Raw genomic sequence first — 24419 nt, forward strand, 5'->3', positions numbered from 1 at the left:
CGGTCGGCGGGCTTCGCGTACAAACCAGGCCCTAATCGTGGGCGGGCAGCAACAGCACCGGCACTGGGCTCAGCTGCATCAGTTGGTCGGTGATGCTGCGGTGAAACATTTGGCCGAGCACGCTGTGGCGCCGCGCCACCAGCAAAAGCAACTCGGCTTGGGTAGCGGCCACGGCTTGCAGCAAGCCCTGCGCCGTGGAGAGGTGCTGAAACGCCCGCGTGTGCACCTGCCTGGCGCCAGCGCAAAGGCCGCTTTGCTCCACTTGGTGGCGGGCGGCCAGGCAGTAGTCGTCGGTTTCGACAACGGAAACGTTGACCACCGTGAGGTCGGGCTTGAGCTCGGCGAGCAACTGCCGGGCGCCGGCGGCCGTTTCGTCGAGCCGGAACGGGTCGCCATCGGCGGCTACGGCTACGCGGTTGGGGCAGCAGGTGCCGCGGTAGGTTTCGGGCACCAGCAGTACCGGAAACCGGCCCGAACGCAAGATGGCCAGCGCGGGGCCGCTGAGCTCGGCTACCTCGGTGGCGGCCCGCCCCACCACAAACAGCGCGGGTTGGTAGCGTTGGGCGAGGTCGAGGGCTATTTCGGGCTGCAGGTTAGGCACCAGCTCTACGCTGGTGGGCACGTGCACCTCGTCGGCCAGCGCGTTGAGCGCCATCAGTAGTTCGCCGTCGCGCTCGTGCGAATCGCGAAGCCAAGTGGGGTTGGTGGCGTCGTCGCCGTCGCCGTCGTTGCCGGGCACGGCCGCTTGGCGCACGTGCAGCAGCACCAGCTGCGCACCCAAGGGCGCCGCCAGCTCGGCTGCGTAGCGTACGGCCCGGTGCGCCGCCGGAAAAAAGTTGGTGAGCACGAGCAGCGACAGCGGCGTGCCAAGGGGCGCGACTGGATTGGTGAACTGGGGTTGTGCGGTGGGTTGGGGCATGGCAGGTAGGGCTTGGCCAATGAGGCGCCTAGGTGGATTAGCGGGTATGCAGCACCAGCACCGGCACGGGGCTGTGGCGCATTACCTGCGCCGTAATGCTGCGGTGGAACAAGCCGCCAAAAAAGGAGTGGGGGCGAGCCAGCATCACCACTGCATCGGCCTGCAAATCGGCTATGGCTTGCACAATACCTTCGGCGGGGTCTTCGTCGCGCACCTCGTACAGGCGGTTGTCGGACACTTGCTCGAACAGCCCGGCGCGCCGCACGTGCGCCAAAGCGGTTTGCGCGTGCGCGGCCGCCAGCGGCCCGCCCCCCGACACGTGCACCACCGCCGGCTCGGCCCGCAGGGCAGCAAACAACGCTTTGGTATTGGCCGATGCTTCGTTGAGTTCGAAAGCGTGCCGATCGGCAGCTACCAGCACCCGCACGGGGATTTGGGTTTCGGCCAGCTGCTCGGGCACCAGCAGCAACGGAAAGTGCACCGCCCGCAACGACGGCAGCGCCAAATTGCTCACGAGCCGGTCGAGGATGTTGTTGGCGTGCTCGCGGCCCGCTATCAGCAGCCACGGGTGGTAGCGCTGCACGGCATCGGCCACTACCTCCGGAATGGTGTTGGCGGCCACGGCTACCTCGGCAGGCACGGGCAGCGCCTTGGCCAGCTGCTGCAAATGCTCTGTTACCTCTTGCTGGCTTTGGTAGTAGGCTTCTACGGGCACCGTAACCAGCGCCGTTTCGCTTACCAGCAAAGGGTCGTGGTAGAGATGCAGCAGCACCAGCTTGGCCGAGAGTTGCTCAGCCAAGCTGGTGGCGTAACGCAAGGCCACTTCGGCGCCCGGCGAAAAATCCATCAACACAACAAGGGAAGGAGACATAGGCGTGGTTGGTTGGGAGGAGAGGGAAATCAAGCAACGAGCAACCAAGCGCGGAGCAGCACCTGCCAATACCCTAGGTGGCGTAGCCGGAGCGCGGGTTAGCGAGCTAGGCAGCGAGCCGGATAGGGCGGCGGCGCGGCGCCACCGGTTGCGGACGGTGGAGGTTGTGGTGCTGCAGCATCACGGCTAGGTTGGTGGTTTTGGCTTTCAGCTCTTCGGCTTGGGGGCGAGGGTAGTGTGCATCGAGCGTTTCGGCCAAAACTTGCTGCCACCGGCCAAACACGGCCAGCAAGTGCGGCAGGGGTTGCTGGCGCGGAAACGGGCGCCCTTCGTAACAGGCACCCTGCAGTGCACTTTCCCAAAACCAGTACACCTCCTCGGGTTGGGGCACCCGCGTAAGGCCAGCCGGCTCGCCAAACAAGGGGCGCAGCATGGCATCGAGGCCGATACGCCGGTACAAATCGTGCACGAAGGCTTTGCAGTGGGCGGCGGGGCGCGGGCCCACGAGCGCGGCTAAAGCAGGCATGGCAACTGTTTTAGTGAAACTACACGCGGAAGTAAAGCAGCCGAACCTAGGCCAGAAGCAGGCTCGCGGCAGCGCCAACAGCAAGGCGCTGCGCAAAAGAAGAAAGCAAGACCGGGCGCACCCTGCGCACAGGTGCTGAAGTGGGGCGAGGCCTCTTAACAAATATGGTGTTTGCAGAATACTAATGCACTGATTTATGTCATTTTATTGACAATAAATTTCCTTGGGGTTGCACTGTGGCCGCTCAGGCAGCACTGCTTGCGCTTGGGGTAGCTACCCACCTCAGACGCTTCAAACCCGCTGCCGCAATTCTGTTGTTCGGGCGCTGCTTTGGGGCGTAGTGCTGATGGGCGCAGTGGCCTTGCTGCCGGCGATGCGCGGAGCACCTAGGCGGCTCGCGCTGCCCATTTATATGCGCTAGGCCACCAGCGCGGGCAGGGGGGCACACTCCGCACGTACCCCGATGCATATGGCCCCGACCCGGTGCTGGCGCGCCAATGGGTTACGTTGTTGCGGGAGCGCAACCTCGAGCAGTGGGGCGAATTTGTGAAGAAAGTAGTTGATTTTCAGGGATGCAGCCTCTATCTTATGGGTAGTTGTTTCACCCAAAACCACCTACGGCTATGCAAACGAATCTGGGAACTTTGGATCGGGAAATTCGGCTGGCAGTGGGCTGTGTGCTGATCTTGCTAGCTATTTTGCCCATTGGCGCCAGCCAGTCGGTGTTGGTGCTGTTGCTCGTGTTCGGTGGCCTGTTCCTGCTAACCGCCGGCGCCGCATATTGCCCCATGTACGCCATCCTCGATATTTCGACGGAAGACGGCCGCGACGAGCTGGAGGTAACGCCCTAGGTAGCGGCTGGCAGTTACCACCAAGGCAGCACGCGCATTGCCTGAGGCAATGCGTGCCGGCCACCCGCCCGCGGTACGGCCAAAGTTTCCTGCGCGCCCCAGTTTACCGCTGCTGCTTGCGCAAAAACTTCAACATCGCGGGGTTGTCGTACTGCGCCATGCCCTCGTGCCGCGACACAATGTCGCCGTTGGGCGCGATGATGAACGTGGTGGGAATGGATTGCGTGTCGAAAACCCTGGGTACGTTGCCATCCAGCGTGTAAACCGGCATCGTAAAGCCGCGCCTAGCCACAAACTTGCGCACCTTTTCGGGGCTGTCATCCACGGAAACCAGGGCCAGCGAAATGCGGTCGGTGCCGGGTTGTAGTTGCTCGTGCAGGCGTTGCAGGCTGGGCATTTCGGCCACGCACGGCGGGCACCAAGTGGCCCACAAGTTCAGCACCACCACGCGGCCCCGCAACTCACCTAGGGTGGTGCGGCGGCCGTCGAGGGTGCGCAGGGGCAACGTGTAATCGGCCTTGGCTGCGGACGTGGGTGGAGTTTCGGGCAGGGTAGGCGCTAGCAGGCCGGTAGCCAGCACTGCTTGCTGCACTCGCCCGATTAGCTCGGTGTGCCAGCCCGTGAGGTACAGCGCCAGCGGCACGGTAACGAAGGCCGAGCGACGCAGCTGCCGCCATAAGGTTGTAAGCAAATGGTTCATCGACACCCTTAAAGTTACGAAGCCGAATAGCGCCGCCCCAGCACCGCAGTGGTTCCTAGGTACAAGGCAGCTTGTTTGCCACCTAGGGCGCGCGCAGAAGACCGCAGCGCCCTAGGTGGTTGTGCTTGGTGTGGCAGCCAACAGCAACCGCTGTACCTGCGCCTGCAAATCCTGCAACGAGCCCGCGTTGCGCAGCACGGCATCGTAGTGCGTGTAGTTATCCAAAGCGGTTTCGCTGGGGTGGTTGTCGTCGCGGGTGCCGTCGCCGCGTTGCTGCAGCGGGTCGCCCTCCACGCGCCACACCACACCGCCGCGGCTCCGGATGGCCTCGGCTTCGTCGGGGAAGCGCAAATCGGCCACCACCACGGGTTTGTCGGCGGGCAGGGCGGCCAGCAGGGCTTCAATCCAAACCTGCGGGCGCCAGGTGCGCAACGCGCCGCCTACTTGCTGCAGCAGTTCGCCGCGCGTCAGGCCAAAAACCGGCAGCAGTTCGGCCTTGCCTTCCTGGGTATAGTAGGGTTGCGTAGGCTCGGACGCCAACGCGGCGCTAACCGCCTTAATACCATCGCCAAAGGCCAGTATTTGCCAGTTGCGCTCGGGCTGCATGGCCCGAACCAGTTCGGCTACGGTGTTTTTGCCGCTGCCACGCTTGCCCGCAAGGCCAATCAGCTGAAGCATAAGGAGAGTAGGGGAGAAGTGCTGGGAAAACAACTGCAAGAGGCAGTCCGCCGGGCTTTATTCTGCCGGGCAAGCTGCAAAGTTGCGCAAGCCCAGCCGAATTTGTTGCAGCCCAACCGCAGCGTACCGCGCCCACACAACCCAGCCGGCGCAAGCGTAGTACATTGCACTACGCTATGCCCGATAACACCCCCTTTCGCCGCCCCGACCTGCTGCGCCTTTCGTACGACGATTACCGCGCCCTGCCCGCCATTGCCAACTCCGATCTTTCGAAGCTGCGCGACGCGCTCAACGGCCGGCCGCGGCGCGAATCGGGAGGCAACTCGGCCCTGAGCTTCGGCACGGCATTTCACACGGCCCTGCTCGAGCCCGATCAGTACGTGCCCAGCTACCCCGTGGTAAACGACACGCTGGTGTGGTGGCTGGTGGAGGGCGTGCGCCTGCGCGACGACCTGCGCGAAATGATTGACAACGGCGTGGCCGAGCCCAGCTGCGTGTATACCGAGCCCATTACCGGCACCATGTGCAAGCTGCGCGCCGATTTAGTGTACGACGTGCCCGGCGAGCCTTACACCATCATCGACTTCAAAACCACCATCGCCCGCGACTACCACCACTTTGTGGCGCAGTGCTCGGGCTACGATTACGACCGCCAGGCCGCGTTTTACTCCGATGCGCTGCGGGCGGAACGCTTCTTGCTGGTGGGGGTGCAGAAGGTAGAGCCCTTCCACGTGTTTGTGTTCGAGGTACCGCCCCACATGCTCGAAGAAGGCCGCGCCAAGTACCTGCGGTTGCTACGCCTGCTCGACCCCAGCAAGCTGCCCGATTACCTGCACCCCTCCGTGCGCGAGGTGGTGTTGGAGCTGGGCCACACCCCGCCCGAGCAAGAAGACGACCCCGACCCCACCCCCGAAATGCCCGCTTAACCCGCTGCTTCGTCAGCGGGGAGCGTTGCACTCACCCAACTTCTCATCAGTACCACGATGCTTAAGCGAGATTTTCTGAAGAACGGTTTGCTGACGGTTGTTGGCGCCATGGTAAGCCCCAGCTTGCTGGCCCACGCCCGCGACGAAAAGCTGTTGCGCGAAGCCCGCGCCACGCCCATTGCCGATGGCCCCTTTACGCTGCCGCCGCTGCCCTACGCCAACGATGCGCTGGAGCCGCACATCGATGCGCGCACCATGGAAATCCACCACGATGCGCACCACAAAACCTACGTGTCGAAGCTAAACGAAGCCGTGGTGGGCAAGCCGCTCGAGAAAATGTCGTTGGCGCAGCTGCTGGCCTCGGCCAGCAAGCAGCCCGATGCCGTGCGCAACAACGCCGGCGGCCACTGGAACCACTCGTTTTTCTGGCAGCTGATGGCCCCCAAGGGCAGCGGCCAGCCCACCGGCGAACTGGCCGCGGCCATCGCCAAAGACTTTGGCTCGTTCGATAAATTCAAGGAGGAGTTTACCAAGGCTGCCACCGGCCGCTTCGGCTCGGGCTGGGCCTGGCTGATCCACGACAAGAAAGCCAACAAGCTAGCCATTACCTCCACGCCCAACCAGGACAACCCCCTGATGGACCTGCCCGGCATTCAGCGCGGTACTCCCATTATCGGTCTCGATGTGTGGGAGCACGCCTATTACCTCAAATACCAAAACAAGCGCCCCGACTACGTATCCGCTTTCTGGAACGTGGTAAACTGGAGCGAAGCCGGCAAACGCTTCGACGAAGCCCGCAAAGCCAAAGGCTAAACCGCAATGCTACAGCCCTAGGTAAAAAGCCGCCCTCGAGCTATCGGAGGCGGCTTTGCTGCTTTAGTACTGATGGTCTTATTGCAATGTTGAATTATTAATCAGAAAAATATTTATCAATAATTATTTGCATTAAAAATCAAACTCCATACTTTGGCAACACCAAACGCAATCAAAGCGCTTCTCATGCTTCAGTTCGCCAATAGCTTCAATAATCAAAATCGGAATAATCAATTCCGACGAGGAAGGCTATTGGTCTGATGTACAGACGTAAAATCATTAACTGATTTCAATAAGCCTTCCAAATCCGGAAGGCTTTTTTTCGCCCATACGCGGCCGTTTCAGGGTTTAATACACCGAAAAAAACATAGCGGTTTTTCGGCCTGGCGAAGCCTTGTCTGTGCATTTATAATTCCGAAATACAAACCAATTTCTTAAATCCAAAAACCACACATCTCGCATGGAAACAACCCTTGCCCCCGCCAAAGCCCTGAGCCCCGCCGCGCTGCTCCAAACCGAAGAAGCCATCGGCTTCGTGAAGGACACGTTTGCCCGCGAGCTAGCCCGGCAACTGCAGCTTACCAAGGTGTCGTCGCCGATAGCAGTGCTCGACGGCACCGGCATCAACGACGACCTGAACGGCGTGGAGCGGCCGGTGTCGTTTCCCATCAAAGCCCTGGCCGAGCGCCGCGCCGTGGTGGTGCACTCCTTGGCCAAATGGAAGCGCCTGCGCCTGATGGAGCTGGGCATACCCGCGGGCCGCGGCATTCTCACGGACATGCGCGCCCTGCGCCCCGACGAAGATTACTCGCCCATTCACTCGATTTACGTCGATCAGTGGGATTGGGAAAAGCACATTTTGCCCGAGCAGCGCACGGTGGCTTTTCTGAAGGAAACTGTGGAAAAAATTTACGACGCGCTGCGCACCACCGAGCTGCGCGTGGCCGAGGAATACGCCGACGTGCTGCCCGTACTGCCCGAGCAAATCACCTTCATCCATGCCGAAGAGCTGTTGCAACGCTACCCCACGCTCACCGCGAAGGAGCGCGAAACCGCCGCGGCCCGCGAGTACGGCGCAGTGTTTATTATGGGTATTGGCGGCGAGCTGAGCCACGGCGAAATACACGACGGGCGCGCCCCCGACTACGACGACTGGAGCACCGAAACCGCGCCCGGCCTGCGCGGCCTCAACGGCGACATCGTGCTGTGGCATCCGGTGCTGCAATCGGCCTTCGAGGTGTCGTCGATGGGCATACGGGTGGATAAAGCAGCATTGCGGCGCCAGCTGGAGCTACGCAGCTGCCCCGAGCGAGCGGCCCTAGGTTTCCATAGCCTGCTGCTCGAGGGGCAACTCTCCGAAAGCATTGGCGGCGGCATTGGGCAGTCGCGGGTGTGCATGTTTATGCTGCGCAAGGCGCACATCGGGGAGGTGCAGGTAAGCATCTGGCCCGAGGCCGTGCGGCAACAGCTAAGCAGTGCCGGCGTGGCGCTGCTGTAAAGAATTGGGTGGTTGGGGGGAAACCCGTACACCGGCCTGCGCTGGTGTGCGGGTTTTTGCGTCCTAGGTGGTCATTATCAGTGCTTTGCAAGGCAGCAACTCGGCTGGCCACACCCCCAAGCCTGACCGGGGTGCATAGGCCGGCAAGGGCTGCCAACAACCCCCGGCTGCAAGCTTTATTAAACGAAGCCGGCCTTGCAGCCGTAGTAAGCAGCCAAGCTAACCAATGCTACCATAGCTATGAATCAACCTCAGTCCTCTTCGAACCAAGGCGCGCAAACCGGCGCCCACTCGCAATCCGATAACAACACGCAAGCCGGCGGCTCGCTGCTCAACCAAGCCCAAAACTGGCTTAGCCAAGGCCGCGACCTGGTAGGCCAGCTGCCCGAACCGGTGCGCAACGTAGGCACCAATTTGGGCTCCAGCATCGGCCGCCTCAGCACCACGCAAAAAGTACTGGGCGGCGCCCTGCTGGCCGTGGGCGTAGGTTACCTAGCCACCCGCGGCCGCACCGGCAGCCAGCGTGGCACGGCGGCTACCCTGCAAGAGCTGCTGCTGTTCGTGAACGACCGCATCGAAGGCTACCAGCGCGCCGTGGATGAAAGCACCGACGCCGAGCTGCGCGGCTACTACAAGCAGCTGGTAAGCCAGAGCCAGCGCTTTGCGGGCATCCTGAACGACTACCTGCGCGAAGAAGGCGGCGGCCGCGAAACCAAAACCACCATCAAGGGCAAGTTTTACCGCGCGTTTATGGAGGCCAAAGCCGCCGTTACGGGCTACAACGAAAACGCCATCCTGGGCTCGAACATTTACGGCGAGGAGTGGGCCATCAAAGCCTACAAAGAAGCCCTGGCCGACCAAACCCTTACCGGCGAGCTGCGCCAGGAGGTACAGCGCCAGTACGATCAGTCGCTGAAAACCTACGAGCGCCTCAAGCAGCTGAAGCAACAAGGCAGCAACAGCGGCTCGAGCCACTCGTAAGCTAGCCGTTGCGGCGCCCTAGGTGCCCGAAACAAAAACACCCCGCCTGCTGCCAGGCGGGGTGTTTTTGTTTCGGGCACCTAGGGTTATGGCTTAGCCGTTGCCGCCGTCGCCTTGTTTCTGGTCGTCGTTGCGGATGCTCTTTTTCGGGCGGGCCGGCTTGGTGTCGAGCTTGCCGAATTGGTAATTGAAGCTCAGGCGAATTTGGCGGTTGTAGAAGTACGAGTTGTTGCTAAAATCGAAGCGGTCGGTGGCGAGCTGGCTCCGGAACACCAACTTGCGGTTGAATGGGTTTACCACGCCCAGCGTGAGGCTGGCTTTCTTATTGAACAGTTCTTTTTTGGCGGCAAGGGTGTAGGTGCGGTAGCCGGGGGTGCGGCCCTGCAGCGCCACGCGCCGCGAGTTAAACAAGCCCGAGAACTGCGCACTCCAGCCCTTGTCAAAGGTCCAGCTGCTGGTGAGGTTGCCGTTGTACATCACCCCGCCGTTCGAGAGACCTAGGGCTTGGCTGCGCAGCTGCAGGTAGTACACGTTGATGTTGCCGTTGAGGCTCCACTTGGGCGTAATCTTCGTCGAGCCGAACGCGCTGAGGCCGTAGGTGGCGTTGCGCGCCACGTTCAGGAACGTGCTGTACAGCACGCGCGTGGTGTCGTCGGTGGGCAGCACGGTGTTGCTCGGCACCAACCGCGACACGCTTTCGATGGCGTTGTTGGTTTGCCGGAAGTAGCCCGAAAAGTTGATGGTGCTTTTGTTGATGAAGGTGCTGTAAGCCAGCTCGTACGCATCGGTCAGCTCCGGGTCGACTTTGGGGTTGCCCGACGAGATGTTGCGCCGGTCGCTCAGGTTCACGTAGGGGTTCAAAAACCAAATGCCCGGGCGCTGAATGCGGCGCGTGTAGCTCAGCTTCAGCTTGTTGTCCTTGTTGAGGTCGTAGGCGGCCTGCACGCTCGGCACCACGTTGGTGTAGTCGGTGCGCAGCGAAATGTTGTCGGTAATAAAGTCGCCGTCGATGCGGGTATGCTCCACGCGGGTGCCGGCTTTCAGCGTTAGTTTCTTACCCAGGGCAAAGCTGTAGGTAGCGTAGGTAGAGTACACATTTTGGTCGTAGCGGAAGGCGTTGGAGCGCGACGGAATGGGCAGCAGCCCGCGGCCATCGAGGCTGTCGGAGGCCACCAGGTAGTCGCTCGAAACGCGGCGCAAAATGCTCTTCAGGCCGAGCTCCAACGTGCCGGTGCTATCCACGGGCTGAATGTAATCGAGCTGCAGCGTGGCCTCGCGGTTGCGGTTGTCGTTCGAGCTGGTTTCGTGGTAGTCGATAAACTCCTCGCGGCGCTGATCGAGGTCGTAATCGGTGTTGCCTTTGTTTTGGCTGTAAAGCGCCAGCACGCTTAGCTCTTGCTTGGGTTTGGCCATGGTGCGTGTGTAGCCAAAGTTCAGATCGAAGTTGGTGTTCTGCTCCTGCGTCACGATGTCGCGCGTAAAGATGTCGTTCACCTTCGGGCCGATGTAGGCGGTGCGCTGGTTGCGGTCGTTGGTGTAGCCAAACAAGTTGCCGCGGCCGCTGATGTTGAAGGCATCCTTGGGCGTGAGGTCGTACTCAATGCCGAGCTGCGCAAATGCCCCGCCGCCCAGGTTGGTGAAATTGCCGCTCTGCTGCAGTGTGCTGCGCCCTTCGGTGGGCAAAAACTCGGTGCGCACGGAGGCGTTGCGGGCCACGTTGTAAAACATGTTGGTGCCCGCGTTGGTGTTCAGGCCCAGCTTGCCGCGGCGCGTGTTTACGGTGCTGCTCAGGAAGGCGCCCCGGTTGGATGCAGCACCGTTGACGGAGCCGTTTACGCCCTCCAGGTTGCTCTTTTTCAAGATGATGTTCACCACGCCGGCCGTGCCCTCGGCGTCGTATTTCGACGAGGGCGAGGTAATCACCTCCACCGATTTAATCTGATCGGCCGGAATCTGGCGCAACGCATCGGCCAGGTTGTTGGCCAGAATGGTGGAAGGCTTGCCGTTTACGAGCACCCGAATGTTGCCCGAGCCGCGCAACTGCAAATTGCCGTCAATATCGACGCTGAGCAGCGGAGCTTTTTGCAGTACATCGGCCGCGGTGCCGCCGTTGTTGGTGATGTCCTTGTCGGCGTTGTACACAATGCGGTCGATCTTGTTTTCCACCAGCTCCCGTTCGCCCACCACCTTCACCTCGCTAAGCTGTTGCGCCGCCGCTGCCAGGCTGATGTTGCCTAGGTCGACGTTGGCATCGGCCGTGGCAAACACCACATGCTCCATCACTTTGGCCTGAAAGCCCACAAAGCTGACATTGAGCTTGTAGGTACCTGCCCCGATGTTGCTAAGAATGAAACGGCCCTTCTCGTCGCAGGTACCACCGCCTATGGCTTTGTTTGTCGCTACGTCGATAAGTCCAACATTGGCAAATTCCACCGGTTGGTTGGTGGCCGCGTTGATTACCGTGCCCGTAAGCCGGCCGGTGCCGCGGTTGGGCTTGGCCACTTCGGCGGTAGCGGGGGCGTTTTGGGCTGCTGCTGGCCGAAAAAGCGGCGCGGTGGTAAGCAAGCCCAGCATCAGCAACGAGCGGCCGTTAGTAAACAGTAGCTTCATGGGTAGCTGGCTTAAGAGTGGTATTGGTGTACTTCAGGCCAACTGACAGAGCTAGCAGATCATGGTTGCATACAAATACGAAAATATTCGTAATTAATTCGTTTGTGCATGTTAACCAGCACAACAGTCTTCAATAAGTTAGCCGCGGGCGCTAAATGCTGAGTACGCGGCTGCTAGGCCGAACAGTCGGGGTCGGCAAGCCAATAATTTCCATAAGGCGTAATAAACTCACCAAGCGTTGCACCGGGCACATAAAGCTGGCGCGTCGCTAGGTGGCATTAGCGGCCGGTACGAAAACAGCCGGCGTTGCAGCTACGGAGGAGTATTCCGCAACCGCAACGCCGGTTAGCAACACAGTGCGCTCTGGCCCTAGGCCAACACCTGAATAACAGCCTCCGAGAAACGCTCCATTTCCTCGAGTTGCGGGCTGCACTGCAGCAGGAACAGGTCAACGCCCACTGCCTCAAACTGCGCAACACGCTCAGCAATCTGATCTGGCGTGCCCGTGAGGCCCGAGCGGAGGCCGCGGTTCGAGACGGAGTAATCCTGCAGCGAAACCTGCTTTTCGAGCTGCGTGCCGGCCAGCCACTGCTGGTAGTTTTTGTAGCCGGCAGCCGAGCCGTTCACGTTGGTGATGCGCTCCAGCTCTTTCTTCACCTCCTGCTCGGTGTTGCGCACAATGCTGTACGCCGCCACGCCGAACTTCATCGGCGGTAAACCGAGCCGGTCGCGGCGCTCCTGTAAGTCGCGGATGCGGCGGCCGATGGCCTCTGGCTCGTCGCCGTGCATTACGTAACCATCGCACTGGGCGGCAATCAGGTTTTTGGCGGCTTCCGATTCGCCGCCGGCGTACAGGAACGGCCGCGGGCGCGACACCGGCTTGGGCTGCAGAATGGAATCGGTAACCTCGTAGTACTTGCCCTTGAAGGAGAAGTGGTCTTGCTTCCAGAGGTTGTCGACTACGTGCAGCCACTCGGCGGTGCGGGCGTACCGGTCGTCGTGCTGCTCAAAATGCACGCCGTACTTCTTGGCCTCGTCCTGCCACCACGACGACACCACGTTCAGCGACAAACGGCCGCCGCTGATGTGGTCGATGTTGGCGGCCTGTTTGGCCAGCAGCGCCGGCGAGTGGAAGGTAGGCCGCACGGCCACCATCAGCTCGAGCGTTTTGGTAACGGCTGCCAGCGCCGCGGCCGTGCTCCAGGCATCGAGCGAAGGCGCTTCTTCGCCTTTGATGTCGTTGAGGTTCAGCTCGGCGATAAGCGAGAGGTCGTAGCCGAGTTCTTCCGAGCGTTGGGCCAGCGTTTTCATGTAGTCCCAATCGGCGCGCATGTTTTCGTCTTCAACATTGCGCAGCCACCCGCCAAATACGGGCATCCAATATCCGTAACGCATTATGCCAGGGCTTTTTCGGTGGCCAGTTTCAGTTCTTGCTCGAGGTAGTCGACAAACAGCGCGTAGGGGTCAAAGCCAACCACGTTCACGGCATCGGCCACGAAGTTTGACAGCGCGTTGATGTCGTAGAACAGCACGTCGCCGGTGCGGTCGTCGACGAGGTACTCGATGCCGCCCACGTCGATTTTGGCCGCGGCTACCAGGCGCTCCACGGCCTCAATAACTTCGGCGGGCGGCGTGGTAGCTTCTACCTGAATGCCTTTCTTGGGGGCTTGGGCAAGGCAGAACTCGCCTTCCGCTGCGGGCTCGTCGGGAATCTGGCAGATTTCGGCTGGGCACAGGTTGAAGCTGGTGCCGGTGGTGTACACCTTCATGGCGTACAGGAACTTGCCGTTCAGCGTCTCGACGCGGGTGATATGGCCGCCGCGCGGCGCTACAAATTCTTGCACCAAGGCGGTTTGGTCGATGCCTAGGTCAATCTGGCCGTTATCAACGGCGGCTTGCAGGCCTTCGGGCGTATCAAAGCGCACGATGCCGGCGCCGCTGCCGCCGATGTTCACCTTAACCACCAACGGGAAGCTCAACTCCTTGGCGGCATCCGGAATGCGCGACACGTGGTTCACCACCCGCGACTTCGGAAACTTCAGCCCCAAACCAGCCAACAAATCGAGCTGCCGGGCTTTGTTGGTTTCGATGCCCGAGGCCACCGTGCCGTTGATGACGCGCACACCTAGGCGCTCCAAGTGCGTGAGGAAGCCTGCCGTGTGGAAGATGCCTTGGCCGTGCCCGCGCAGGTAAGCCGAGGAGCTCATGCGGTTGATTACCAACGCGTACGGGCTTTCCGATTCCGAAGGGTCGAATAGGTGGTGCGCGGCGTCGATTTTCTCGTAGGGTAGCCCGCGGCGGTCGAGCTCGGCGAAGAGCGGCTTAAACCATTCGGGGTGCTCGTAATAAATTCCTATGGGCTTGGGGTATTGTGCCATGTGTAGCAGAAATGAAGAAGATGTGTGTCGGGAGGAAAGGCCGCTGCAACGAGCTGCCGGGCTGGTTATCGGCTGAAACACCTAGGTGGCCTTGCGCGGGGCGCAGCCGTGAGCCGGCAAGCGCCCCGCGTCCGAGCCATGCCGGAGCGGCGCAATGCCCGCGTCGCAAAGCGGTGCATCGGGCAACCAGAAGTAAGAAAGTGTGCTGCTGCGCCCCGCAGGCTATCCAACGAAAAGCCTAGGTATCAAAAGGCTATGCAAACCAACGGCAGCGCGATTAAGGCTGGCTGGGGCAGCATAGCCGCGCACTACGCCCTAGGTGCCAAAGCACCTAGCAGCTAAGCAGCAAGCAAGGGAGTGGGGTATGGAGCCGGCTCAACAACAACACGCCGCAACTGCCAGGCCCAGGCAGCAACACTGCGCCGGGCGCAGGCTGGGGGCGGTGGTAGCAGAACGAAAAGCGGCGGTGCGGGTAGTTGAAGCCACGGCTACTTGTTTTTATATGGTCAGGACTTGGCACCGTTCCCGGGAGTAACCCCGTGGGTGGTTGCCGGCGCTTCAGGGAGCCTGTCTCTCCACGCCTCTGTATAAAAACAATCCTTTGGTCGGAAAGAATTGGTGCTGCAAAGGTATAGCAGCGTTTCCCGAAAACACAAATATTCTTCGCAACGAACCGCCCTGGCCGTTGGGTTTTCGGCAACAAAAAAGCCGCGAAACGGCCAATTGCTCGGTGCGTTTCGCGGCTGAAAAGGCGGCTAAAAAGCCCTAGTTGGCCGGAAATTCGGCGAAGGAGGAAAAGTCGACGAGCTTGCCTTTCTGAATCAGTTTCAGCTCGGTTTGCAGGTTTTTTTGGTTGCTTTTGGTGGTGTATTCGCTGTCGAGCTTCGTGAGGTCGGGCTTGCCGGCGTTAACCCAAGCGGTGTACCAAAAATTAGCCGTGGTTTGGGCGGCGTTGCGCATCTGGCGCTCAATCATGTTGTTGAGCGCCTTGTGGTAAGCGGCCGAGTAGGTAGGCGTGTGCACCCAGCTATTGAACACGTTTTTCTTCACCTGACCATCGGCATTCAGCACGTAAAGCGCCTCTTTGGGCGTTTCGGCCGATAGCTTTTTCTCGATGGTCAGCATCGTGTCGATGGCGGCGTGGCTTTGGGCGATAATGCGCCACGATTCGGCCACGGGGTCCTGGATCAGCTTTGGCTCGGCGAGCTTGAAGTTGTAGTTTTTGCCAAACTGCTCGGGCAGCTGCGACTCGTAAAAAGCGTGAATGCCGCGTTGGCCGGTGCGCTGGCCGTCGTGGTTGGAGGAGGTGTGCAGCGGCTGGTGCGCATCGCCGATGTAGTGGCCCAGGTCGGCGGCCAGGAACAGGATTTCGTCCTTGCGCTGGTTTTTCATGGCCGTGGTCAGTTTGGCCAGCATGTCCTGCATGTACCACGGCAGGCGGCCGTGCTTGTCGAGGGTTTCGGCGTCGTATTTCTTGTAGGCGTCGGCCGCGGCTTGCGGAATGTCGGCCACGGGCCCGTACTCCTCCAGGTCGATGTAATGGCGCGGAAACTCGGCTTTGTCGTTGATGCTGTACTTGCGCGAATCGGGAATAACCGATTCCGTCACCACGTAATCGATGTGGTTGTAGAAAAACGTGCGCATGGCAGCCGGCAAGGCCAGCACGGCCGCGCGGTTGATGCGTTGGTGGCCCCAGTTGCCCCAAGCAAACAGCAACGACGGAGCGGCGAGCAGCAGGGCCGTAGCCAATACCAAACGGCGGTTACGGCGGCTAAAATTGAACATATGTGGTGTATGCGTAAATAAACGAAAAGGCAAAGGTCAGGCCCCGGCGGGTATCGGCCAAATGTCGGCCATATATTACGGCGCACCGATTGATAACGTGTTGTTTGGTAAGGGCTTGTGTTGTTGCTAAATGCCTTATGGGCGCTGCTGCCGTGCCCAGCAGTACAGGCGCGGCACCTAGGGATAAGTCAATTGCGAACCGAGCGGCAGCCTGCAGTTTTTGGCGGCCGGGCCGGTGGTAGCTGCGCCGGCGCGCTTATATTTCTACGCATTTTGGCGGCCGCAGCACCGCCCGTACTTTCCGATTTCACAAGCCGCCGTATGCGCAACGATCTAGCTCTTATCGACCTGCTGGTCTTTCTTGTTTACCTCGTGGGTGTGTCGTTGTACGGCTACTACATCTACCGGCGCAAGCAGCGGGCCGAGGCCGATTCCAAGGACTTTTTCCTGGCCGAAGGCTCGCTCACGTGGTGGGCCATTGGCGCGTCGATGATTGCCTCCAACATTTCGGCCGAGCAATTCATCGGCATGTCGGGAGGCGGCTTTGTGCAGGGCATTGCCATTGCGGCCTACGAGTGGGTGGCGGCGCTCATCCTGATTTTTGTGGCGGTGTTCTTCATGCCCATTTACCTGCGCGAGAAGATTTACACCATGCCGCAGTTTCTGGAGCAGCGCTACAACGCCACGCTTAGCCTGATTATGAGCGTGTTCTGGCTGTTTCTCTACGTGCTCGTCAACCTCACGGCCATTTTGTACCTAGGGGCGCTGGCCATCAACAACATCGTGGGCGGCGAGAGTTTTCACCTGATCCTGCTGGCTTTGGCCGTGTTTGCGCTGCTGCTGACCCTGGGTGGCATGAAGGTGGTGGGCTACACCGACGTGGTGCAGGTAACGGTGCTCATCGTGGGCGGCCTGGCTACCACGTACATCGCCCTCACGCTCGTCAGCCAAAAGTTTGGCCTCGGCAACGATGTGCTGGCCGGCTTTTCGGCCATGATGAACGACGCCGACGACCACTTTCACATGATCTTCGAGAAACCCGGCCCCAACGCCCCCGCGGCCGAAACCGCGCGGTACCTGGCGCTGCCGGGCCTGGCCATGTACGCCGGCGGGCAATGGGTGGCCAACCTCAACTACTGGGGCTGCAACCAGTACATTACGCAGCGCGCCCTAGGTGCCGACCTCAACACGGCGCGCACGGGCATCCTGTTCGCGGGTTTGCTGAAGCTTATCATGCCCATCATCGTGATGCTGCCGGGCATTGCGGCCTACGTGCTGCACAAAAACGGCGGCCTGCAAGCCGAAATGGCCTCCACCGGCGCCTTCAACCCCGACAACGCCTATTCGGCCATTCTTGCCTTTTTGCCCAACGGCTTGAAGGGCATGGCGTTGGCCGCCCTCACGGCCGCCATCGTCGCCTCGCTGGCCGGCAAAGCCAACTCCATTTCCACCATCTTTACGCTCGATATTTACCAGCGCTACCTCAACCCATCGGCCGACGAAAAGCAGCTGGTGTGGGTGGGCCGCCTGACCATTTTTGCGGCCATGCTGCTGGCCGTTTTCCTGACGTGGAAAGACGTGCTCGGCATCAGCGGCGAAGGCGGTTTCACGTTCATTCAGAAATACACGGGCTTCATCTCGCCCGGCATTGTGGCCGTGTTCGTGCTGGGCATGTTCTGGAAGCGCACCACTGCTCCGGCCGCCGTGGCAGGCATTCTGGCGGGTTTTCTGCTGTCGGTGCTGTTCAACAACTACGCGCCCGCGCTGTTCGGGCCCGAAACGGTGCTCTACACGGCGTTCCGCAATGCGCAGGGCGCGTACGAAATTCCCTTCCTGGTCAGCATGGGGTGGTCGTTCTTTTTCACGGTAGCGCTCATGGTCGTTATCAGCCTGTTCGGACCTAGGGTAAATCCCAAAGCCTTGGTACTGAATGCCGCCATGTTCCGCGTAAGCCCGCAAAACACCTTCCTCATCGTGCTCATTTTGCTGATGGTGTCGGCGCTGTACATCAAGTTTTGGTGATTGGCATAGAGTATTCAGTCTTGGGTACTTAGTATTGAGACTTGGGTACTTGGTATTGATTACACAATACCAAGTACCCGATACTCAGTACCCAGTACTCACTATCCCAACCAGCATGGAACGGTGGAAAGTTTTGAAGTCGGAGCTGGTGGTAAACCACCGCTGGTACAAGCTGCGGCGCGACCACGTGGAGCTGCCCACCGGCCAGGTGCTTGATGATTACTTCGTGAGCGTGCGGCCCAATGTGGTGCTGGTGTTTCCGCTCACGGCCGATAACCATGTGGTGCTGGTGCGTCAGTACAAGCACGCCGCCGCCGATGTGTTTATCGAGCTGCCCGGCGGCGTGGTCGACGAAGGCGAAAACACCCCGCTCGAAGCTGCCCGCCGCGAGCTGCTCGAAGAAACGGGTTACGCCACCGACGAGCTGGAGCAGGTGCTCGATGTAAGCGACAACCCCACCAAAGACACCAATCGCATTTACTTTTTTGTGGCCCGCAACGCCCGGCGCGTAGCCGAGCAAAAGCTCGACGACACCGAAAACATTGAGGTGCTCACCGTGCCGCTGGCCGAAATCGAGGGCATGATTGTAAGCGGGCAAATTCGGGTGGCTGGCTCGGTAGCGCTCTGCCTCTTGGCACTGCGCAAGCTGCAGCCCCTGCGCACCTAGGGCCGCCCTAACCCGCGTTGCACTGGCGGCACCTGGGCAGCGCAAACAAATAGCAACCAGCGCCAGCGGCCCAGCCTCTAGGAAATACTTAGTTGCGGCGCGGCCTTACGGCTGGGCCAGCAACTGCCGGGCTGCTTGCTGCCCGCTGACCAACGCCGCCTCCACGGTGCCCATGGCGGGGCCTTCGTACACGGCCTCGCCGGCAAAAAACAACGTATCAGCCACGGGTTGGGCCAGCGCGGCCCGGGCCTGGTTGCCCCCCACGGTGGCGTAGGTATAGGCACCTAGGGCATATGCATCGGCGCCCCAGTTGGCCACTTTGTGCGCCACCAGTTGCGCACGCACCGCTGCCACGGTGCTGCCCAGCAAATACGCCACCGACTCGAGGGCCAGCTGCAGCACCGCCTCGGGTGTGGCATGGCGCAAATGGTGGGCGGCGGGGCCGGCTACCCAGCCGGTAAGCAGCGGGCGCCCATCGGGCAGCTGCGACCACCACGTGGGCACCGGCGCATCCGAAAACACAAAGCCCATGGCGGGCAGGGGTTGATGCAGCCCCGGGGCCGCGGTTTCCCAAAACGCCGTATCAAACTCCAGCAGCACTTTGATAACGGGCCCAAACCCCAGCGCGTGGGCGGCGGTGCGCAAGTGCGGCAGCTCGGGCTCGAACGCTACGTGGCCGTGCTGCCCGCTGGTGGCCTGCAGCACGCCCAGCGGCAGGGTTAGCAGCAGGCGCGGGGCTGCAAAGCGCTGCCCGTTGGTGCAAAGCACCTCGCCGCGGCCGGGTTGCCAGCGTACGGTTTGCACCACGTGCCCTAGGTGCACAGCGGCGCCGGCGGCTTGGCAACCTCGCGCTAGGTAATCGATAAGCTGGCTGTAGCCACCCACGGGGCGGGGCGAATCTTCGGCGCCGCCGGCGGTCCATTCGTCGCGTAGGGCCAGCACGCTTACGCGCTGGGCGTCGGCGGCGTCGTAGCCTTCGGCAAAGCGCGTGGCCCAGGTGCGCAAGGCGGCGTGCTGCTCGCCGGCGAAGTACTGGGTTAGGTAATCGGCCAGGGGCATGTCGTGCTCGAGGGTGTGCAGGTGCTCCAAGAGCGCAGGCAATTCTTCAAACATGCCTTCCGAAACCTGCGCCCGGCCGTGCTCCACCTCGTACACCTCGCCCGCGGTGTCGTGGCAGGCAATGCCGGCTTCGGCGAGCAGCGCTCGGGTAAGCGGCACCTCGCCGTGCATGAACTCGGCGCCGGCCTCGGTAGGGGCCGTAAAGCCTTCGCCGCAAAAGGTATGGATGCGGCCACCCAGGCGTGGGCGGGCTTCGAGCAGCACCACGCGTTTGCCGGCCTGGCTTAGCTCGCGCGCAGCCATCAAACCCGCGGCACCCCCACCCACAATCAGGATTTCTGCTTCCGTCATATCAGCCAACCCTACCGGCAGCGCCGCACAAAGGTTTTGGGCAAGCAAGCTGTGCGGCAATATCAGCCCTCGGGTACCCTATGCCTGGGTGCTTATTGCAGCAAGTTAAGGGTGGTATCGAGCGGGTGAGTGAGCAGGAGCTGGCGGCACTGCTGCTGCAGCAGCGTTTGCTGTTGGCGTTTTGCGTGACCTTTGAACAGGCGCAGGTTGTTGCGGCCCCGGGGCGCGCGGCGCAGGTTTACGTAGGTGAGGCTGCGGCCGGGGCGGCGGGCGGGCTCGTCGCGCAGAATGCGGCCTACGCGCTTGGTGTTGTTGCCCAGCAACGCCTGCAAAGGGCTGAGGCCTAGGTACAGGTTGGCCTGCCCGCCTAGGTTGTAGAAGCCGCTCACGTCGAGGTCGGTGAGGTTGCTATTGAGGTGCAGCGACGGAATGAGCACGGTGCCGCGGTCGAAGAAAAACCGCGAGCTAACGGGCTCGAACACCAAATGGCTGGTGCGGCGGGCGCCTGCCAACTTAAACGCCTCTTCGAGGGCGGCTATGTTCAGCAACTCTAGGTGGTTTACGTCGGCGCGGGCGTAGCCAACGGTGCGCGCTGCCGCCGGCAAAAAATTGGCATCGAGGGTGGTGCGCACGTCGGCGTTGCAGTGCAGCGTGCCGCGGATGTTTTGGCTGCCCAGTACATCGAACTGCAAGGCATCGGCCAGCCGGAAAAGCTGAGGCAGGGCAACGTTGCGCAAATCGAGCTGGGCATGCAGCGGGTGCAGGCCTTGCACCGCCGTGGTTTGCAGCCGCCCGCGCAACCGAAATTGCCCGCCGAAAGCATTCAGGGCACACTCCTCGAGCCGGGCAGTGCCGGGTTGCAAGGTTGAAAGCGCCCGGAAATTGGTGCCCGTAAGCACGCCGTATTGCACCTGCTCGGCGCGCACACGCAGGCGGGCGCTCAATCGGCCGTCGGTGAGCATGCGGCTGGTGCCGTTGCCGTTGGGTTTAACCGAAACGGGCGCCTGCGGAGCCTCGTCGGGGGCCAGGCTGGCTAGTTGGAGCAGCAGGCGCTGCACATCGAGGGTGCGGTAGCGCAACTCCAGGTTGGCGTTGGCCGCGGCCAGCGCCCCGCCGCTCAGGCGGGCCGTGGCGTTGGCTCGGCCCACTCCGCCGCCCGGGGCCCCAAACAGCAAATAGGGCATGCGCAGCGTGTTGCCGGTTTTCAGTACCTGCAGGCGCAGGTTTTGCACCTGGCCATTGGCGGGCAGCTTCAGGGTGGTTATGTAACAAGTGGCCTGCCCGTTGGCGGCCAGCAGCATCTCGGAAAGCGCCGTGGCCGGGGCAGCGGAGTGGCGCTTGGGTTTGGCAGTAAGCAAATGCACCGCACGTTGGTAGCTAAGCGTGCCAAAACGCACATCGAGGCGAAACCCGGGCGGGGCAGGGCGGTGGGCTTCGGCGGCGGGCCACGAGGCTTGCCCACGCACTTGCCCGCCCCAAACCTGGGCCGTAAGGTTGCGCAGCCACGTGCGGCGGCGGTCGTGCTGCAGTACGGTGGCAAGGCGGTACACGGTATCGGCGGGCAACAGCAGGCGCTGGCAACTGAGTTCGATGTTGAGCCGCAAGCCGGGCGGCAGCAAGCTGGTGTCGGCGGGGGCAGTGCGGCGCGGCGCGGCGGCGCGGGCGGGGCTGCTTGCCCTAGGTGCCGCCGGCCGCAGCAGCTCACGCAGCCGGGCGATGCGCAGCTCGTCGAGCGCAAAGCGGCCTGTTACGTGCGTGGTGGCCGACAGGCCCGTGAAATAATCGAGCAGGTGGGTGGCCGTGGCCGTTGCCCGAAAGCGCATGCCGTCTACTTCGCCCGCAAGGTTGCCGAGCTGCCACACGCTGTCCTGCATGCGCAGGTGCACGTTCAGGCGGCGCACTTCGGCGTTGCGGTCGGGCAGGCGAAAAGCCGCGTTGCGAAGCACTACCGTGCCCCGGGCCTGCAGGTTTTCGGCCGACAGCCGGGGGCGCAATTGCCCCGGTGGCGGCGGCAACAGGCCGCGCAGGGCTACATCGAGCTCGGCGCTACCGGCCCGGCCTTGCCAAAAGCCTGGCGCTACCAAGGCTGCCAGAGCGGGCAAATCGGTACGGCCCCGCAGGCGGCCCACCAGGTAGGGGCGCCGAAAATCACGCAAGGTTAGCTGCACATCCAACTCGCCCACCGACGAAAAAATGCGGCAGTGCTCGAGGCGCAGCGTGGTGGTGCGCGGGTGGTGGGCGGGGCCGTTGTCGAGCACGGCCAGCATGTTCCAGCGCCTAATTCGGCGGGCCGAATCGGGCCAACTGAGCTGGGCATTGCGCAGCTGCAGGCGCGTGGTGCTGCGGGGCCACGTGGTAGGGCCGCTAACGCCTTGCAAACGGTGCTCGATGTGAGCTTTGCTGGGGCTGCGGGCCTCGGCTACGTAGGCACCTAGGCTGTGCGGCAACATGCGCGGCAGCACCCGGCTCAGGGGTTGCTTGCCTTGTATGCTGATGTGCAGGCGCTGGCCACCTAGGCGGTGGGCTGTGTGCGTGCCCGCTACGTGCAGCGTATCGCCGTGCAGCGTAAAGCCGCTTTTTTCGAGCGTGCCTTGCCGCCTGGCGAAGCTGTATTGGTAGCGGACCCAAGCGCGCACGGGTTGGCGGGCCAGCACGGTGCCGCGCCGGGTGCGCAACTGCTCCAGGTTGCCTGCCAATTGCCCCTGCAGCTGCAGCACGCCCGTGGCCTGGCGCGCTTGTAGCTGCGCGTTGTGCACCACGGCGGCAAAGGCACTGCGCTTGTAGTCGTTGCGAAACTGCAAGCGTACGTTGCTGAGGTGTAGAATTTTAAGCTCGAAGGGCAAGGGCTCCGCTGGCCCCGACTGGGTGCCTCGGCCGCGCACGGCCCAGCTACGCCCGGCTGAATCGACGTAACTGCGCAGCACTACATTGGCCAGGTGCAGGCGCCGCACTTGCACTTGGCCCCGCAGCAGCGCCAGCGCGTGCAGGCGCAAATCGGCTTGCCCAATTTGCAGCACCTCGCGGGCTTGGCCGTGGGCGGTGTCGGTAAGCGCCAAACCGCGCACCGTGGCCGTAAAGTGCGGAAAGTGCTGCCAGGCCGAAAAGCGCACCTCGTAAGGGCTTACCACCAACGCGGTACTCTGCCGCAGTTGTTCGCGCAATTGCTGCTCCAGCTGCTGCCGGCCTGCGCGCGTGCCCAGCAGCAGCCACACCGCTGCGCCCACGGCGGCGCCGAGCAGCAGGGCCAACAGGGCCGCTTTCCGAAAATGCTTTAGCACCATAGCGCAACGCCGGGTGCTGCGCCGGTAAAAAGCCCCGCAGCAGTGTTAGCTCCTCGGTGGCACCCGCAATGGGCAGTACGCAGATGCGCGCCCCGAGGCTGCACAACACTGGCCTCGGTAACCTAGGCCAGCAGCAAGGCTACAACGCGGGCGCCTGGGCGGGTGCGGGTAGGGCAGCGGGTTGCGCCGTTTGCAGCCATTGCGTAGCCTCCTCGAGGCTGCCGAACAGGCGCATCTCAAAACGGCCCTCCACGCGGTGCAGCATTTCCTCCACCGATTGCTGCGCAAACAAGCCAGGCGCCAAAATGTGCGCAAAGCGACGCAGGCCCAGCGCTTTGGCTTTGGGCATCCAGTGGTGGGCAATGTAATCGTTGGCCTGGCTCCACGAGCCTTTCACCTCGCGGTTGTCGTTGAGCAGCAGGGAGCAGCCGGTGGCCTGCATCGCCGCCAACACCTGCTCGCCGCCTTTCATCACGTTCTCTTTTGAGAGCAGGCCTTCCCATCGGTTGTACAGCCAGCCGTTGGCTTCGTCCCAAGCAATGCTCAGGAAAGGCTGGCCGAAGGAATTGTGCAAAACAACTGGTTGCATACGGGTAAGCCTTCCAAAAATGGGTGCAGCAACAAACGCTTCGCCAGGCCAGCCAGTGAGAGAAGACGGGCAAAGCTACCAGGAGCAGGCGGAGTACAAATGCATTAATCCTTAGCAATATAGGGGATTTGTTTTGCAATGCCAGCGGCCGGCCGGCTAGAGTTGCCACGAAAAGCAAAGTGCAAACCCCCGCCGTATAGTGCAAAGCCGGGCATTTCTGCTTATTCTTACCGTTCAGAAAGTACCAACACCCTTCGCATTCGCTTTCCTTATGAAGTTTCACTACCTGGGTATGCTGGCCGCAGCGCTGCTCGTGGCCGGCTGCAATCAATCGGCACCTAGCACCGAGCAACCCGAGGCTGCCGCCTCGGCAACCGAGCAAGCCGCCCCCGCCGACAGCACCGCCAGCCCAGCCCCGGTGGCCGAGGGCAGCACGCCGGCTGCCGCGCCTGCCGCTGCCGCTCCCGTGGCCGCGCAGCTCTCGTTTCGTTTTGAGCCCGTGAAGGATGCCGACGGCGGCCCGAAAAAGACCACTGCTTACCTCATCATCAAGGGTGCCGAAACCAAGGAAATCGACCTAGGTCGGTTTGTGGGCAAGCCCGATGTGGTGGACGAAGCCAAGGCCAAGCGCGCCGAGTTTCCGAGCAATACGCTGGTAGGCTTCCGCAGCTACGACGCCAACTCCGGCACCGGCTCCGATGTATCGGTAACGCCGGGCGACGGCGCCCGCCTGCGCGTGCTGCAGCGCCGCATCGACGAGCTAGCCGAAAAGCCCTTCACCTTCCAGACCGCCCGCGAAATCCCGCTGCCCGACAACACGGTGGTGCAAGCCGCGGCACTGAGCAAAAAGTAAAGCCCGCTCCACGCCCAACGGCCCGCGACGCGGTAGGCACATGCCTACCGCGTCGCGGGCC

The 24419-nt window shown here is 61.9% G+C and carries 20 protein-coding genes and 1 riboswitch; of the genes, 8 read left to right on the top strand and 12 right to left on the bottom strand.

Features of this window, described 5'->3' with window-relative positions:
* Nucleotides 1-31: 31 nt before the first annotated feature.
* The 3 genes from D3Y59_RS02465 to D3Y59_RS02475 form a co-directional block, all read right to left on the bottom strand.
* On the bottom strand, nucleotides 32-919 hold the full coding sequence (locus D3Y59_RS02465) for a universal stress protein (RefSeq protein WP_119443604.1): 888 nt from the start codon (nucleotides 917-919) through the stop codon (nucleotides 32-34).
* Between the two features lie 37 nt (nucleotides 920-956).
* Complete coding sequence (locus D3Y59_RS02470; protein ID WP_119443605.1) at nucleotides 957-1790, bottom strand: universal stress protein; 834 nt, start codon at nucleotides 1788-1790, stop codon at nucleotides 957-959.
* Between the two features lie 106 nt (nucleotides 1791-1896).
* Nucleotides 1897-2316: a globin family protein gene (locus D3Y59_RS02475; RefSeq protein ID WP_119443606.1), complete on the bottom strand. Its 420-nt coding sequence runs from the start codon at nucleotides 2314-2316 to the stop codon at nucleotides 1897-1899.
* Between the two features lie 623 nt (nucleotides 2317-2939).
* On the opposite strand from D3Y59_RS02475, the gene D3Y59_RS02485 reads away from it, so the two are divergent.
* Nucleotides 2940-3167, top strand: coding sequence for a YgaP family membrane protein (locus D3Y59_RS02485; protein ID WP_119443608.1), 228 nt, complete (start codon nucleotides 2940-2942; stop codon nucleotides 3165-3167).
* 103 nt (nucleotides 3168-3270) lie between these two features.
* Here D3Y59_RS02485 and D3Y59_RS02490 read toward each other — a convergent pair whose 3' ends face one another.
* On the bottom strand, nucleotides 3271-3858 hold the full coding sequence (locus D3Y59_RS02490; protein WP_162910491.1) for a TlpA family protein disulfide reductase: 588 nt from the start codon (nucleotides 3856-3858) through the stop codon (nucleotides 3271-3273).
* Nucleotides 3859-3978: 120 nt separating this feature from the next.
* Nucleotides 3979-4545, bottom strand: coding sequence for a nucleoside/nucleotide kinase family protein (locus tag D3Y59_RS02495; RefSeq protein ID WP_119443610.1), 567 nt, complete (start codon nucleotides 4543-4545; stop codon nucleotides 3979-3981).
* Between the two features lie 176 nt (nucleotides 4546-4721).
* On the opposite strand from D3Y59_RS02495, the gene D3Y59_RS02500 reads away from it, so the two are divergent.
* The 4 genes from D3Y59_RS02500 (at nucleotide 4722) to D3Y59_RS02515 (ending at nucleotide 8763) form a co-directional block, all read left to right on the top strand.
* Nucleotides 4722-5471, top strand: a complete 750-nt coding sequence (locus D3Y59_RS02500; RefSeq protein ID WP_119443611.1) for a PD-(D/E)XK nuclease-like domain-containing protein — start codon at nucleotides 4722-4724, stop codon at nucleotides 5469-5471.
* 57 nt (nucleotides 5472-5528) lie between these two features.
* Nucleotides 5529-6284, top strand: coding sequence for a superoxide dismutase (locus D3Y59_RS02505; RefSeq protein ID WP_119443612.1), 756 nt, complete (start codon nucleotides 5529-5531; stop codon nucleotides 6282-6284).
* A gap of 460 nt (nucleotides 6285-6744) precedes the next feature.
* Nucleotides 6745-7782, top strand: coding sequence for an aspartate--ammonia ligase (gene asnA / locus D3Y59_RS02510; protein ID WP_119443613.1), 1038 nt, complete (start codon nucleotides 6745-6747; stop codon nucleotides 7780-7782).
* A gap of 240 nt (nucleotides 7783-8022) precedes the next feature.
* The gene (locus D3Y59_RS02515; RefSeq protein WP_119443614.1) at nucleotides 8023-8763 is read left to right on the top strand and encodes a PA2169 family four-helix-bundle protein; all 741 of its coding nucleotides are present in this window, start codon (nucleotides 8023-8025) and stop codon (nucleotides 8761-8763) included.
* A gap of 93 nt (nucleotides 8764-8856) precedes the next feature.
* On the opposite strand, the gene D3Y59_RS02520 is transcribed toward D3Y59_RS02515, so the two are convergent.
* From D3Y59_RS02520 to D3Y59_RS02535, 4 genes are all read right to left on the bottom strand, one after another.
* Nucleotides 8857-11373, bottom strand: a complete 2517-nt coding sequence (locus tag D3Y59_RS02520) for an outer membrane beta-barrel family protein (RefSeq protein WP_119443615.1) — start codon at nucleotides 11371-11373, stop codon at nucleotides 8857-8859.
* Nucleotides 11374-11742: 369 nt separating this feature from the next.
* Complete coding sequence (locus tag D3Y59_RS02525) at nucleotides 11743-12768, bottom strand: LLM class flavin-dependent oxidoreductase (RefSeq protein WP_119443616.1); 1026 nt, start codon at nucleotides 12766-12768, stop codon at nucleotides 11743-11745.
* A complete protein-coding gene (locus tag D3Y59_RS02530) occupies nucleotides 12768-13751 on the bottom strand; it encodes an ATP-grasp domain-containing protein (protein WP_119443617.1) in 984 nt (327 codons plus the stop codon). The genes D3Y59_RS02525 and D3Y59_RS02530 overlap by 1 nt, the downstream gene beginning before the upstream one ends.
* 495 nt (nucleotides 13752-14246) lie before the next feature.
* A riboswitch (SAM riboswitch) is annotated at nucleotides 14247-14345 on the bottom strand.
* Between the two features lie 171 nt (nucleotides 14346-14516).
* The gene (locus tag D3Y59_RS02535; protein WP_119443618.1) at nucleotides 14517-15536 is read right to left on the bottom strand and encodes a zinc dependent phospholipase C family protein; all 1020 of its coding nucleotides are present in this window, start codon (nucleotides 15534-15536) and stop codon (nucleotides 14517-14519) included.
* A gap of 321 nt (nucleotides 15537-15857) precedes the next feature.
* On the opposite strand from D3Y59_RS02535, the gene D3Y59_RS02540 reads away from it, so the two are divergent.
* Nucleotides 15858-17558: a sodium:solute symporter family transporter gene (locus D3Y59_RS02540; RefSeq protein WP_119443619.1), complete on the top strand. Its 1701-nt coding sequence runs from the start codon at nucleotides 15858-15860 to the stop codon at nucleotides 17556-17558.
* A 115-nt stretch (nucleotides 17559-17673) separates the two neighbouring features.
* Nucleotides 17674-18225 carry an NUDIX hydrolase gene (locus tag D3Y59_RS02545; RefSeq protein ID WP_119443620.1) on the top strand — a complete coding sequence of 184 codons (552 nt, stop codon included), beginning with the start codon at nucleotides 17674-17676 and terminating at the stop codon, nucleotides 18223-18225.
* A gap of 105 nt (nucleotides 18226-18330) precedes the next feature.
* Here D3Y59_RS02545 and D3Y59_RS02550 read toward each other — a convergent pair whose 3' ends face one another.
* The 3 genes from D3Y59_RS02550 to D3Y59_RS02560 form a co-directional block, all read right to left on the bottom strand.
* Entirely contained in the window at nucleotides 18331-19635 is a 1305-nt protein-coding gene (locus D3Y59_RS02550) for a flavin monoamine oxidase family protein (protein WP_119443621.1), read from the bottom strand.
* Nucleotides 19636-19727: 92 nt separating this feature from the next.
* The gene (locus D3Y59_RS02555) at nucleotides 19728-22916 is read right to left on the bottom strand and encodes an AsmA family protein (RefSeq protein WP_119443622.1); all 3189 of its coding nucleotides are present in this window, start codon (nucleotides 22914-22916) and stop codon (nucleotides 19728-19730) included.
* Between the two features lie 139 nt (nucleotides 22917-23055).
* On the bottom strand, nucleotides 23056-23505 hold the full coding sequence (locus D3Y59_RS02560) for a hypothetical protein (RefSeq protein ID WP_119443623.1): 450 nt from the start codon (nucleotides 23503-23505) through the stop codon (nucleotides 23056-23058).
* Between the two features lie 271 nt (nucleotides 23506-23776).
* Here D3Y59_RS02560 and D3Y59_RS02565 point away from each other — a divergent pair, with 271 nt between their 5' ends.
* Nucleotides 23777-24358: a hypothetical protein gene (locus D3Y59_RS02565; RefSeq protein ID WP_119443624.1), complete on the top strand. Its 582-nt coding sequence runs from the start codon at nucleotides 23777-23779 to the stop codon at nucleotides 24356-24358.
* The last annotated feature ends 61 nt before the right edge of the window (nucleotides 24359-24419 follow it).

Source organism: Hymenobacter oligotrophus (assembly GCF_003574965.1).
Lineage (GTDB): Bacteria > Bacteroidota > Bacteroidia > Cytophagales > Hymenobacteraceae > Solirubrum > Solirubrum oligotrophum.

Coding starts and splice junctions, on each gene's coding strand:
- D3Y59_RS02465 (WP_119443604.1), bottom strand. CDS start 919: ATGCCCCAACCCACCGCACAACCCCAGTTCACCAATCCAGTCGCGCCC.
- D3Y59_RS02470 (WP_119443605.1), bottom strand. CDS start 1,790: ATGTCTCCTTCCCTTGTTGTGTTGATGGATTTTTCGCCGGGCGCCGAA.
- D3Y59_RS02475 (WP_119443606.1), bottom strand. CDS start 2,316: ATGCCTGCTTTAGCCGCGCTCGTGGGCCCGCGCCCCGCCGCCCACTGC.
- D3Y59_RS02485 (WP_119443608.1), top strand. CDS start 2,940: ATGCAAACGAATCTGGGAACTTTGGATCGGGAAATTCGGCTGGCAGTG.
- D3Y59_RS02495 (WP_119443610.1), bottom strand. CDS start 4,545: ATGCTTCAGCTGATTGGCCTTGCGGGCAAGCGTGGCAGCGGCAAAAAC.
- D3Y59_RS02500 (WP_119443611.1), top strand. CDS start 4,722: ATGCCCGATAACACCCCCTTTCGCCGCCCCGACCTGCTGCGCCTTTCG.
- D3Y59_RS02505 (WP_119443612.1), top strand. CDS start 5,529: ATGCTTAAGCGAGATTTTCTGAAGAACGGTTTGCTGACGGTTGTTGGC.
- asnA (WP_119443613.1), top strand. CDS start 6,745: ATGGAAACAACCCTTGCCCCCGCCAAAGCCCTGAGCCCCGCCGCGCTG.
- D3Y59_RS02515 (WP_119443614.1), top strand. CDS start 8,023: ATGAATCAACCTCAGTCCTCTTCGAACCAAGGCGCGCAAACCGGCGCC.
- D3Y59_RS02520 (WP_119443615.1), bottom strand. CDS start 11,373: ATGAAGCTACTGTTTACTAACGGCCGCTCGTTGCTGATGCTGGGCTTG.
- D3Y59_RS02525 (WP_119443616.1), bottom strand. CDS start 12,768: ATGCGTTACGGATATTGGATGCCCGTATTTGGCGGGTGGCTGCGCAAT.
- D3Y59_RS02530 (WP_119443617.1), bottom strand. CDS start 13,751: ATGGCACAATACCCCAAGCCCATAGGAATTTATTACGAGCACCCCGAA.
- D3Y59_RS02535 (WP_119443618.1), bottom strand. CDS start 15,536: ATGTTCAATTTTAGCCGCCGTAACCGCCGTTTGGTATTGGCTACGGCC.
- D3Y59_RS02540 (WP_119443619.1), top strand. CDS start 15,858: ATGCGCAACGATCTAGCTCTTATCGACCTGCTGGTCTTTCTTGTTTAC.
- D3Y59_RS02545 (WP_119443620.1), top strand. CDS start 17,674: ATGGAACGGTGGAAAGTTTTGAAGTCGGAGCTGGTGGTAAACCACCGC.
- D3Y59_RS02550 (WP_119443621.1), bottom strand. CDS start 19,635: ATGACGGAAGCAGAAATCCTGATTGTGGGTGGGGGTGCCGCGGGTTTG.
- D3Y59_RS02555 (WP_119443622.1), bottom strand. CDS start 22,916: ATGGTGCTAAAGCATTTTCGGAAAGCGGCCCTGTTGGCCCTGCTGCTC.
- D3Y59_RS02560 (WP_119443623.1), bottom strand. CDS start 23,505: ATGCAACCAGTTGTTTTGCACAATTCCTTCGGCCAGCCTTTCCTGAGC.
- D3Y59_RS02565 (WP_119443624.1), top strand. CDS start 23,777: ATGAAGTTTCACTACCTGGGTATGCTGGCCGCAGCGCTGCTCGTGGCC.